Source organism: Pseudaquidulcibacter saccharophilus, from assembly GCF_019455445.1.
In the GTDB taxonomy this organism is placed as follows: Bacteria; Pseudomonadota; Alphaproteobacteria; order Caulobacterales; family Aquidulcibacteraceae; genus Pseudaquidulcibacter; species Pseudaquidulcibacter saccharophilus.
Genome location: NZ_JAHWUS010000001.1, coordinates 1,189,068 through 1,201,554 on the forward strand (window position 1 = coordinate 1,189,068; position 12,487 = coordinate 1,201,554).

The following is a 12,487-nucleotide window of genomic DNA, read 5'->3' on the forward strand; positions in this document are numbered from 1 at the left end:
TCTCCAATTCAAGGAGAAGATAATGAAAATATTAATCGTTTTTGCGCATCCAGAAGAATTATCGCTTAACGCATCGCTTCGAGATATTGCCATCAATCAGTTAGAAATGGATGGGCATGAGGTAAAGGTAAGCAACCTTTATAGGCAAAAGTTTAAACCCATAATTGATAGGGATGATTTCAAAAATCATACTGAAGGTCGTTTGAAAATCCCATCTGCCTCAAGCAAGGCATTTCAAGAAAACGCACTTACAGAAGACGTCTTATCAGAGCAGGAAAAATTATTATGGGCCGATGCCGTGATTTTACAATTTCCGCTTTGGTGGTTTTCTATGCCTGCAATATTAAAAGGTTGGGTAGATCGGGTTTTTTCTTTTGGCTTTGCCTATGGTGTTGGTGAGCATAGTGACAAAAAATGGGGGAATCGTTATGGCGAGGGGGTTATGGCTGGTAAGCGTGCTATGCTGTTGCTAACTATTGGTGGATGGGCTGAACATTATTCAGAATTTGGAATAAATGGGCAGATTGATGATTTATTGTTTCCAATTAATCATGGTATTTTGTTCTATCCTGGTTTTGATGTGTTGCCGCAATTCGTGATACATCGTGCCGATAGAATAGATGAAGAAACTTTTGAAAAAACTGCGTCAGAGCTACGTTTGCGTATGGCTGGGCTTTTTACACAAAAACCAATTGCATACCACAAACAAAATTTTGGCGATTACACAATACCAGACATGCAACTAAAACTAAGTTTAAGAAAAGATGGTTTTAGTGGCATAAGAGCCCATATTAAAGACAATTAAAAGGCGGCTATTCCGGTTTTAATGCTTTACCCTTAACATCTTTTATCTTTTGTTTTTTCTCATGCTTGTCACCAAATAAACCTTTTTTATTTGGTTTAATTTTTGGTGCATGACCCTTTGAAGTCAAAAGTTTGTAAGAACGTTCATACCATTCAGAGCCAGGGTAGTTATAACCAAGAACTGCGCCGGCTTTGGTGGCCTCATCAACAAGACCCATAGCAAGGTAAGATTCAACAAGACGGTGAAGAGCCTCTGGCACGTGGGTGGTGGTTTGGTATAAATCAACCACGCGGCGGAAGCGGCCAATTGCGGCAATTGGATTATCATCATTTTCAAGATAATAACGGCCAATTTCCATTTCTTTGCCTGCAAGCTGGTCACGCGTCATATCCATTTTCATACGCGCATCTTTTGCATATGCGGTGTTTGGATAACGCTGCGCAACTTCGTTTAAAGAGGCAAGTGCAAGTTCGGTCATACGCTGATCACGGCCAACGTCAGTAATTTGTTCAAAATAACAAATCGCAATCAGGTAATAAGCATATGCCGAATTATCTTGGTTTGATTGATACATTGAAATAAAGCGGTTTGCGGCAGCAATCGCATCCTCATACTTATTTTGTTTGTAATAAGTATAGGCCGACATCAAAATCGCGCGGCGCGCCCATTCTGAATATGGGTGTTGACGGTCAACTTCTTCAAAGCCCTGAATTGCTTCTTCGTAGTTTTTCCTATCAAGTTGATCGCGGGCGTTATTATAAAGGTTTTCAACCGGACGCTCAACATACACAGGGGCGCGATTCTTTTTTGAACCGACAGACTGACAACCTGTAAGGGCGGTTGAAGCAATCAAAATAGCAGTAATTAAAAGGGTAGCTTTATTTTTCATTATTAAATCGCGCAATTTGAACCAAATCTTTTTAAACTTGAAACGGTTTACATAAGATTTTGCAATTAAAAAAGTCACAAACTCATTATTTTACGTAAAATGGCGGATTTTTAATGATAATTAAAGACCAGCAGCCGCAAACAAGCGTGTGTTAACAGGCTGTGTAACAACGCGATATGCTTTTTGATTTGCCATCAATGCCTTAACGAGCGCTACATTCATTGCATGGCCTGATTGGCTTGCAACATATTTGCCAAGAATCGGGTAGCCAGCAAGCGCCAAATCGCCAACCGCATCGAGTGCCTTATGGCGAACAAATTCATCATCAAAGCGCAGACCGCCTTCATTCATGATTTTATCACCGTCAATAACAACGGCATTATCAAGAGAGCCGCCACGGCTTAGGCCCATTGCGCGCAATGCCTCAACTTGGTGTAAGAAGCCAAAAGTACGGGCAGGGGCGATGTCACGAACAAAGCCGTTTTTAGTGCCATCAAAAACCGCGCGTTGTAGACCGATTGCCTCGCTGTCAAAGTCAATGCTTACGTCAAGTGTAAAACCTTCAGAAGGTTCCAAACGTGCGATTTTTGCACCGTCTTTTACTTCGATTGGTTCAAGAATTTCAATAAAATTGCGTGGTGCATCTTGTGATGCCAAACCAACGGTTTGAATAAGTTCGATAAATGGTTCGGCTGAACCATCAAGAATTGGAACTTCTGGGCCATCAATTTCGATAAAGGCATTATCGACACCCATTCCAGTAAGCGCAGAAAGTACGTGTTCAATTGTGGCAACTGAATGACCAAATTCATTGGCAATCGAGGTGCCAAGTTGGGTTGCGGTTACATTTGAACCAAGGGCAGAGATGCGGCTCTCGCGTGGCAAAACGTCGGTGCGAATAAATACAAAGCCAGTATCCGCCGGCGCAGGCGCCAAAGTAAGCGTTGCACGCACACCAGTATGAACACCGACACCGATGCATGATGCGCTTTTCTTTAAGGTTTTTTGCAACTGGCAAATATTTTCGTGTTTCACTTTGTTTCCCCTGCCATAAAATGGACAGTTATCGCCCGCATCTCGCGGACACAATTCAATATAATAGCCACTGCCTGAATATTCGTTAAACATCAAAACAAAGACTGTTTCTAAATGTTACGGTTTTTAGACGAACCTTATGGAATAAGGCATCCTACGGATTTTAGTGGCTTTTATGGGTTAAACACGCTGCAAAAACTTTCGGTGCGTGTGATTTTTTCCTCTGCTGCAAAATAATCAAAAATAATCGATTGCGACAGCTTGTCACTATTGCAAACTATTAGCAATAGCAATAAGGATAGGTGGTTGAAAATTTGGAGAGGGACTTGAGAAATAAATCGAAACTTATGGCGTCTGCCTGTGTGTTTATGTTTGTAGGGGCTGCGGGAAATTCATATGCGCAAGAAGTAAGTCAAACTGATGATGCGGTAATAAAAACCCGAAGTGTAAAAGTAACTTCAACACAAATTGTAAGCCCATATGTTGCTGAAACTGGTGTAAACTCCGGAAAAAGTACTATTGAGGGTGAGGCAGTTTCAGATAACTCGCGTTCAAGCGGCGATGCCAACGCAATATTGAGAATTTTGCCACAATTGCAGTTTGATAATTCACGTAATGATGCATCACGTGAAAAGTTGCAGGATATTCACCCACTAGATATTTCTATAAGTGGCGGCAAATATTATGAAAATAATATTTCAATAGATGGTATCGGTGTAAATACCCGCCTCGATACCACCGATCCAAACCCTGCTTCGGTTAATGAGGTTGCCGGAAGCCGCGCGCAGACGCAATGGGTTGACACTAGTCAAATCGAAAAAATTGAAGTTTTGGACAGTAATGTTAGTGCTGAACACGGGCAGTTTACCGGTGGGGTTTTAAACATAACTACGCGTGACCCAATTGGTATTTTTGGCGTTCGATTAAGTTCTTCATGTACCGGTGATGATTTAACCTCGTTCAAAATTAGTAAAGCGACAAAAGAAGCATTTGGCGCGAATGCTGCATTTGGTGCAAAACCAGAATATAGCCGTTGTAATATCGGTGGGTCGGTTGACTTGCCAGAAATTTATGGAACTAAAATCTCCATAACCCACAATGAAGCTTTTTCAAAAGTGACTAATTATAAAGCGGCATCATATGGCGGTGGGGAATATCGCCAGACCAGTGAATCCAAATCAACCACTATAAAAGCATTGCGAAATTTTGGTGATTTATTTGCTTTAAGTACAACTTTTACCCATTCACCATATAGCAGTGAGTTTCAGGTTGCAAACCAAGTACAAAACCAAATTATTTCATATGGTGGAGGTGATAGGGCGGTAATTTCGATCAAAAATCTTGGAACCCCATTTTTGGGCGCAAAAGATTGGTCCTTTAATCTTTCATATTCAGATGATGACACAAGCCGAAGGGCTGCTGAAAATCATTATTCATGGCCAAGCGCAGTTCCAGAGTTCAAGGTATGTAGTGGTGCAAATTGCTCGTTTGGTGGGTTTGGTAATATCGACCAAAATGAAAAGGAGCTTAATCTAAACACCAAAATGGCATGGAATGTTCCATTTGGTACATTGAATGTTGGTGCGGGGTATGAAAAAATTGATGCAACAAAAAAACGCGCCATGGACGGTTATGCCTATCTAACGTCTGATGTTGCTTCAACAATTGTGTGTGCGACAGATGGCGACAAGGCATGCAGGACAGGTAATGTCGCCCTTATAAACCGATTAGTTTACAAAGCCTATGATATTGATGTTTCGCTTGAGACTGCAAACCTATGGTCGGAATATCAAGCAAAAATCGGCAATTTAACCCTTCGCCCTGGTGTGCGGGTTGAATATGATAGCTTTCTTGAAAATACCGATATTGCGCCGCGTTTTACGGCATCATATGACTTTGGAAAATTTGAAATATTTGCCGGCGCAAACCGTTATTATTCCAAATCATTCCTTAGCTTTGCTATACGGGAGCAAATGCCAGATACATATCGCTATGCACGTAGTCCTATAATTTCTAGTGGCAAAAGAACATATAGCGATGAAAATTGGAATTTAACATTACATTCCAAAGCAACAACTTATAAAAATGCCAATCTTAATACGCCTTATTCTGATGAAATTGCATTCGGCATTAATGCGCACTTGCCATGGGAAATTGATGCGCGGGTAAAATATATCAATCGCAAAGGCAAAGATATTATTGTCGCGGGTGACGATGTTACGGCTACTTATATTAATACTGTAACTGGTAAAGCAACATCATATCGAACAAGGTCTGCGACAAATGATGGGCATTCTGATTATGAAAATATCAGCATCGAATTATTCAAAAATATTGGCAATAACCACAGGCTTTCATTCAATACTGCATGGTCTGATATTAAATCTTATGGCAATACCTATTTTGATTCAGATATTTATGCCGAAGATATGGTTTATTACCAAGGTAATGTTATCTCGTTTGAAGAATTATATAACATAAAGCAACAATCAAATTTCAACACGCCATTAATGGCAAATCTTAGCCTAAATTCAAAATGGCTTGGCGGTAAATTAAAATCAAACCTAAGTGTAAGATGGCGCGATAAATATGACACGATTGCCGATTCATTGGTCGATATAAAAGTTAATAACGTAACCTACGATGTCTATAAAAAAATTACTTATAAGGCATCAACGGAATTGGACTTAAAACTCGATTATGAATTTATCAATGTGGGGCGCAATAAAATTATGCTTACCGCAGATGTCACCAATCTTCTTGATAATACACAATATCCTGAAGCACTTACCTTAGACGAACCATATGAAAAGGGGCGCGTAATATGGCTTGGCGCAAGTTACAAATTTTAAAAGTTGGTGGTTTTTTGCTTGCCGGTGCTTTGACTTTGCTTTCGGCAACGTTTGTATTGGCAGATGAAGGTTTCACAATGCCGTCAATTGTCGAATTGCGGAAAATGTATGCAGGTAAACCCGAAACCTGGCCCAAGCCTTGGCTTGAAAAAGGGGCAAAATACCGCGAACTTGGTCCTTTGCCAGCGGTAAAATACCCTGAAAATAATCAACCATCGAAAGAGCGTGCGGATTTAGGGCAGAAATTGTTTGATAGCCCGATTTTATCCGAATCTGGCCAATTCGCATGTTCATCATGCCATAATCCAGAACTTGACTTTGGTGACGGTATAAAAACCGCCTTCGGACACGATAGGCAGCGCGGAAACCGTAATAGTCCGCATTTATTTGCAGTTGCATGGCAAGAAAATTTCTTTTGGGATGGGCGTGCCAAAAGCCTTGAAGAACAAGCGATGGGGCCAATTCAAAATCCAATTGAAATGGCGGCACAACGCAAAACTATTGAAAATCGTCTCAATAAAAACCCTGAATGGAAGGCGGGATTTAAATCAGCATATGGCATTGATAAAATTCGTCTTGAAGATGTTGCCCGCGCACTTGCAAATTATGAGCGCACATTAAAGCCACGTCGCAATAAATGGGATTTGGTTTTTGAAAAACAGGGTATCGACGCACTTAATGATGATGAACTAAAAGGGTTGCATTTATTTCGTACCAAGGCGCGCTGCATGTCCTGCCACAACGGGCCTTTATTTACGGACGATAGTTTTCACAACCTTGGTTTAACTTATTATGGTCGTAAATTTGAAGACAAGGGACGCTTTAACGTAACATCACAAAAAGAAGATATGGGGCGTTTTAAAACCCCGTCATTGCGCGGTGTTTCACGCACCGGACCTTATATGCATAATGGCTTATTCCCAAGTCTTGAGGGTGTAATAAATATCTATGATGCCGGAGCATTTCACCCGCAACCAACAGAGAAACAGGCTAATGATCCGTTGTTTCCAGTTACTGATGAGATGTTGGTCAAATTAAATTTATCGGATGATGAGAAACAACAAATATTGGCATATTTAAAAACGTTATGATGTCTATTTCGCAAATTAATCCAACAATAATTGTAAAGCAAAGGGTGGCGAATTTTTTAATCGCTGCCTTATGCTATCTTTTGCTTTTTGTATTCATATTTAATGTTAAAGCCGCCGTAATTGATATTAAAGAAAGCGGAAGTGTTCTATTTGTTTCTTCTGAAATATTAAATAATAACAATGAATTAAATCCAAAAATTGAAACACGTAATATGGTTGAGAAACTCACCCCCCATATTCAGGATAATAAAGTGTTGCCGCCAAAACCAAAAATCATGCCAAGGCTTAAACCTGTCCCTGTCTTAATGAATGATTTTACGCCACAGCAGCAATCCATTAGTGTTTTGACATCTTTAAATATTCCCAATAACTTAGAAATAGGCATACCAACAATGGATAATAATTTCACCAATGTAGCAGCAACATCGGTGAATTCTAAGCCAGGCCCGCCAAATGGCGCTATTCACTCACATGAAAATAGTAAAAATGAAGTTGAGGCTGCTAAGTCGCAATATATTGAGAGAATTATTACTAGGATTGAGCGTAAAAAAACTTATCCATCAAGGGCAAGAGAACTAATGATGGAAGGGGTAGTGGTTATTAGCATGAAAATATCGCGTAATGGCGTTTTATCGGCGGTTCGTGTTGTTAAATCTTCAAAAATTCAAATGCTTGATGATGCTGCATTGAATGCCGTAAAAAATGCCGCTCCCTTTGAAAAATTCCCCGAAATAATTGATAATGACAGCCTAAGTATTGAAACCCCGATTGAATTTGAAATTAAGGTGTGATAGTTGCTGAAATTCATCAAGAGTTAGGCACAATGATTTGACGCCTGACACCAACCTGCTTTCCCGCAAGGTGGTGCCCCAAATGGGGGATGTGGTCGTACCGACAAAAAGGGGGCACTTTCACGTCAAATCATAATAAATATAAAGGAATTAGACGTGACAGCACAGGATCTTAAATCATTAACCCCAAAATTTACCGGACAACAATTTGCATCCGATAATTATTCTGGCATTTGCCCCGAAGCATTGCAGGCAATGATTGATGCTAATTCGGGTTCTTGTGCCGCATATGGGCAAGACATTTGGACGGAAAGGGCGGCAAACGGCTTTCGTAAATTGTTTGAAACCGATGGGGAAATGTTCTTTGTATTTAATGGCACGTCGGCAAACTCATTGGCATTGGCGTCAATGTGCCAGTCTTATCATGGCGTGATTTGTACTTCATTTGCCCATATAGCGACCGATGAATGCGGTGCGCCAGAGTTTTTCTCTAATGGTTCAAAATTATTGGTGGCACAGACCGAAAACGGAAAATTGACACCTGATGATGTGCGTTCGATTGCATGTTCACGTACGGACATACATTTCCCAAAGCCACGCGTCGTCACAATTACCCAGCCCACTGAAACCGGTGAAGTTTATACTATCGATGAAATTAAGGCGATTTCGGACGTATGCAAGGAATTGGGCCTAAAACTTCATATGGATGGGGCACGATTTGCCAATGCCTGTGCGGCACTTGGTTGTGAGCCGGCCGATATAACATGGAAAGTCGGGGTTGACGTCCTTTGCTTTGGTGGCACAAAAAATGGCATGGCAGTGGGTGAGGCGGTTATATTCTTTGACCACAAACTTGCCGAAGATTTTGATTACCGCTGCAAACAGGCGGGGCAATTGGCATCGAAAATGCGTTTTCTTGCAGCACCTTGGGTCGGAATGCTCGAAAGTGGGGCGTGGCTTTCAAATGCTCGCCATGCAAATGAATGTGCCAAAAGATTAGAGGCGGGGATTAAGGGCCTAAAGGATGTAAAGCCAATGTTTTCGGTTGATGCCAATGCTTTATTTCTTCATGCGCCCGATGCGGTATTTACGGCATTGCGTGCAAAGGGGTGGCATTTTTATACCTTTATTGGCGGTGGTGCACGTTTCATGTTCGCATGGGACAGCGACACAAAACGGGTTGATGAATTGGTGGCGGATATTCGCGAAGCAGCAGGTGCCTAATTCACGCCATTCTGTAAAAATACCACATAGCCTTTAAAATTCGGGTTTTGGGAAAGACCGATTGGCTCTTCCCATTCCCCATTTTGGATTATGCCAATGTGGAACGGAATTTTTATGCGGTTTATATTGGTGAAATAATTTTGATAATTGGGAATGGTATGCCGCCCTTGGTAGGTTTGGATGATTAATTCATCCACTACGCCAGAAAGCATTATCAAATCTTCGGCATTGGCATTTGCGCCCCAATCCATAAGGCCAGTTACACCAAGCTTACAATTGGCAGGAAGGTGCGTGCGTAACCCTTTTAAAAACCTTGCATATTCGCCAAGGCGGGCGGTTTTGGCATCGAAATCAATTTGTATTCCCACGACATCATTGCCCGCCGCGCGCCATTTTTTTATGTGGGCGTTGATTTGGTCATAGATTTTTGGCGTCCAGGTAAGGGTTGCCACGCGGTAAACAATCCAAACCTTGGCATTTTTGACATGCGGCGTTGCCGGGCGTTGTGCGGTTAAAACTACATTACGTCCTGCCTCAATCTGCCCATTTAAAAGATAAACGGTCTTTGCCTTTTGCAAAACTTTTTGGGTTTTAACGCCGGACCAAAGCCAAAAACTATCATAATTATTTGCATTCACGGGTGCGGCAATTACCAAATTTGGCAATGCCAACCATGTCATGCACAACACTATAATTTTGCGAATTTTACCAATAATAGCGTAAATCCTTTGCCCAAGGCGTGTTTTTATATTGGGTTTTTAAAATATTGAACCATGCTTTACGTTGTGACTTTGGTACCTCTATGCCGCCACATGTATTGCTTCCGGTTGGGGCATAACAATTAATTGCACGGTATAATGAATATGCCTTGTCATTAACATCGGCTTTGGGGTCGGCAATAGTGGTTTTATACGCCTCCAATCTTGAAAAAGGCTTGCCCTTGAATTGCGATGGAGATCCGCCAATTTCACCTTTTTCAGCCCCATAAGAACCATAGTCATCAAAGCCATTAATCCGCAAAAACTCACCAAGGCAAATATTGTATCGTGTGCTATTTGGGTTTTTATTTAAATTGGTGGCAATAATATTTAAGGAGGGACAAGAATATTCAGCATCAACTCCTTTCCAATTGAAAACACCTAATGAAACCTCATCACCTAAATACCAATATGATGCTTCGGCAACTTTGGCATCTTGGGGAACTATTTTATAATCATCTAAAAAGTCACTATATTTTCCAGTAGTTAGGTCTTTGTATAGCAAGGTAAAGAGGGCAACGTCCCGCTCATGCTTTTTAAGGGATTGATTATTGGTTACCTGGCGTAACAATTTCGCATCGGCAATGTTTGTAAGCAAAGTTTCACGAATATAAGTGTCTTTGATTAGTGAATCGGATGCGAAAATCTTATCAATATTATTATGGTTTTCATCATGTAAAGCCAATGCAATTTCTAATTCATCGCGTTGAGCAGGGGCATTGGCAGGTTTAAACATGCTTATCCAAAAGCCGCGTGCATTAACGTCATTCAGCTTTTCTAGTGCCTGTCCACGCAAAATTTGGCGGCTAAAAGTCAATGAGTTGAAATTTTTAACATTCGTCTCATCGGGTATTAATTTGGTTACTAATGCCGGATTGTTTTGAACATAATAGGCATGATTGGCAAGAAGAAAATCGAATAAGTCTTTGTCTTTATTGTAAATATCACGTTGAGATTCTAGTTCTTTAATTGATATAAGATTGGTATTGTTTTTATCATTTGCATTGCGCATACGGTATAAATCAATTGTCGCAAGTATTATTGGGTCTGTGACTTTTACCCCATCGGTATCGCGCAATATCTTGGAATCAATTTCGGTAGCTAGATCCAGGTCGTTTAGATTTCGCTCATTTGGCTTGGCGTTTCTAATTTGCCATGTGTATGCAGCCAATAGCTTTTCACGATTTCCTTTAAGCCAATAAACACGACGTAAAAGCCCGCGTGCCGATGAAACATATTGCCCATTTGGATAGGTTGAAATGTATTGGTTTAGATATTTTTCAGTCGTATCAAGTGATGCGGTATCAAGTTTTTCTTTTTCAAGATTGCCCCAATCGTCAAACGCGTTAATTTGCGCACGGTTTAAAGCCACACGCGATTGCATATATAATGACGCCTCGGCAAGCCATTTATCTTTGCTTTTCAATAATGTCGAAAACCCGCTTTGGGCAAAATCGAAATTTCCATCATAAAATGCCGCTGCTGACAAAAGGTAATATGAAAACTCTTGCCCAGATTTTGATTTAATTTGCAGTGGTAAATCATTCAAACTAGGAAATATTTTTGAGGTTTCATCGCAAGTTGGATTCAATTGCGCGCGATATTTTTTTAATGTTTCACGCTCTTCATCTGGAATAGACTTATTGGCAATTAATGCCAATTCAAAATCGGCCTGACCTTGATCAGAGCTTACACAACGTGAACCATCGCCATACCCAAAAATTGAAACCGATTCATGCGCATCATCTTCACCATTTTCGGTTTTAGGGGTTGGAATATAGGTATAGCTATACCATTCAAAAGGCGCGGCACCGGGTTCGCCAGGAAGTTTTAATTGTATTGGCGGAGGTATTTCTGATGCATGTAAATCGCCAAGTAATAAAACCAAATTTATCCGCGTATCATTTCCCGGGCTTAGGATAATTAGATTGTTGCAACGTTCATTATCAGGGCGTTCAAGGTTCCATTTGGTTGAACAATCTTCCGAGCTAGCGAATGATGGGGTCGCGAAAATCAAAGCACACGCAGAAACCCCAAAACCAAAAGCTTTTAATAGCTTAACCTTTGACATCTTAAACATCACAACCAGTCTTTCATGTATAATTTGAATAGAATTTTCGTGAATTTAGTATGCTTCGAAAGATTGTCCAGCTTAATTTTAAGGTAGAAAAAACGGCTTTAAAAATGGTAGTAAAATTGGTTATTTTGCGTGATTTTTTATTTTTGCCACAGGCTATCAAAGCGTAAGAACTATAAAGCCATACCGCCAAATTATGATTTTAATAATATTGGATTAAAAGAAGATTTTATAAACCAGAAACCAAAACAGTGCAGAAAGTACAACCACACCAATCAATGTCCATTTAAATGGATATTTACCTTCGCCATCTAAACCAGATGTGACGTCTTTGTTTGATTTGTTTGAATGTGACTTATTCTGATTACTTTTAATGTCGTAAAAAAGTGCGTAGGAAGCATGACTAGAGTTTTGCTCTAATACAGCTTTTACGGTATTTATGATCAAAATCATATAATAATTATAATACACAGCCCTTACTTATGCCCCAACCTTGTACTTTTTCATAATTATAACACAATCTTTTAGAATTTGTAGAAAATTATGCTTAACAAAGTATGTTTTTGTTTATTCTATTATTTCAGATTTGTTAATTGAAATAATTGTCGCAGGCATAAGTTTTTGACTGTATATTTGTAGTTGTATTTATTAAAGCATTTCTTTGAGAATTGACCTTATGGTTTCACCATTTTCGGCATCTTTTAAAGCATAAGCTAAGAAAGCTTCGGTATAACCAGCGCGTGAGCCGCAGTCGAAATCAGTTCCTTCAAACTCAAAGCCATAGAATGGTTGGGTTTGGTGAAGGGTGTGCATCGCATCGGTTAGCTGAATTTCGCCACCGGCACCGCGCTCTTGGGTTTCCAAAATTTCAAATATTTCTGGCTGAAGGATATAACGACCAGTAATTTTCAAATTGCTTGGCGCTTCTTCTTGTTTTGGTTTCTCAACCATATTGGTGATTGGCA

General features: G+C 40.2%; 11 protein-coding genes and 1 riboswitch. Of the genes, 5 read left to right on the forward strand and 6 right to left on the reverse strand.

From position 1 onward, the window contains the following. Nucleotides 1–22: 22 nt before the first annotated feature. Nucleotides 23–805: an NAD(P)H-dependent oxidoreductase gene (locus KXV15_RS05615; protein ID WP_240007171.1), complete on the forward strand. Its 783-nt coding sequence runs from the start codon at nucleotides 23–25 to the stop codon at nucleotides 803–805. Between the two features lie 7 nt (nucleotides 806–812). Here KXV15_RS05615 and KXV15_RS05620 read toward each other — a convergent pair whose 3' ends face one another. Beyond that, on the reverse strand, nucleotides 813–1,694 hold the full coding sequence (locus KXV15_RS05620) for an outer membrane protein assembly factor BamD (RefSeq protein ID WP_240007172.1): 882 nt from the start codon (nucleotides 1,692–1,694) through the stop codon (nucleotides 813–815). A 120-nt stretch (nucleotides 1,695–1,814) separates the two neighbouring features. Continuing rightward, a complete protein-coding gene (gene lpxC, locus KXV15_RS05625; protein WP_240007173.1) occupies nucleotides 1,815–2,729 on the reverse strand; it encodes a UDP-3-O-acyl-N-acetylglucosamine deacetylase in 915 nt (304 codons plus the stop codon). Between the two features lie 326 nt (nucleotides 2,730–3,055). On the opposite strand from lpxC, the gene KXV15_RS05630 reads away from it, so the two are divergent. The 4 genes from KXV15_RS05630 to KXV15_RS05645 all read left to right on the forward strand — a co-directional run bounded on the left by KXV15_RS05630 (nucleotide 3,056) and on the right by KXV15_RS05645 (nucleotide 8,687). After that, complete coding sequence (locus KXV15_RS05630) at nucleotides 3,056–5,581, forward strand: TonB-dependent receptor (protein WP_240007174.1); 2,526 nt, start codon at nucleotides 3,056–3,058, stop codon at nucleotides 5,579–5,581. Then, nucleotides 5,554–6,672 (forward strand): cytochrome-c peroxidase, encoded by a 1,119-nt coding sequence (locus KXV15_RS05635; protein ID WP_240007175.1) that lies wholly within the window; start codon nucleotides 5,554–5,556, stop codon nucleotides 6,670–6,672. The genes KXV15_RS05630 and KXV15_RS05635 overlap by 28 nt, the downstream gene beginning before the upstream one ends. Further along, entirely contained in the window at nucleotides 6,672–7,463 is a 792-nt protein-coding gene (locus tag KXV15_RS05640; protein WP_240007176.1) for an energy transducer TonB, read from the forward strand. Before KXV15_RS05635 ends, KXV15_RS05640 begins: the two co-directional genes overlap by 1 nt. A gap of 8 nt (nucleotides 7,464–7,471) precedes the next feature. Further along, nucleotides 7,472–7,584, forward strand: a riboswitch (SAM-I-IV-variant riboswitch). A gap of 35 nt (nucleotides 7,585–7,619) precedes the next feature. Then, a complete protein-coding gene (locus tag KXV15_RS05645) occupies nucleotides 7,620–8,687 on the forward strand; it encodes a threonine aldolase family protein (protein ID WP_240007177.1) in 1,068 nt (355 codons plus the stop codon). On the opposite strand, the gene KXV15_RS05650 is transcribed toward KXV15_RS05645, so the two are convergent. The 4 genes from KXV15_RS05650 to KXV15_RS05665 form a co-directional block, all read right to left on the reverse strand. Then, a complete protein-coding gene (locus tag KXV15_RS05650; RefSeq protein WP_240007178.1) occupies nucleotides 8,684–9,367 on the reverse strand; it encodes a DUF3142 domain-containing protein in 684 nt (227 codons plus the stop codon). The two genes, KXV15_RS05645 and KXV15_RS05650, sit on opposite strands and share 4 nt — an antisense overlap. A gap of 25 nt (nucleotides 9,368–9,392) precedes the next feature. Further along, the gene (locus KXV15_RS05655) at nucleotides 9,393–11,525 is read right to left on the reverse strand and encodes a PA5441 family protein (RefSeq protein WP_240007179.1); all 2,133 of its coding nucleotides are present in this window, start codon (nucleotides 11,523–11,525) and stop codon (nucleotides 9,393–9,395) included. A gap of 213 nt (nucleotides 11,526–11,738) precedes the next feature. Then, nucleotides 11,739–11,975: a hypothetical protein gene (locus KXV15_RS05660; RefSeq protein ID WP_240007180.1), complete on the reverse strand. Its 237-nt coding sequence runs from the start codon at nucleotides 11,973–11,975 to the stop codon at nucleotides 11,739–11,741. 195 nt (nucleotides 11,976–12,170) lie between these two features. Beyond that, nucleotides 12,171–12,487 (reverse strand): sugar phosphate nucleotidyltransferase (locus KXV15_RS05665; protein WP_275671553.1); only part of this gene is annotated, 317 nt, incomplete at its 5' end.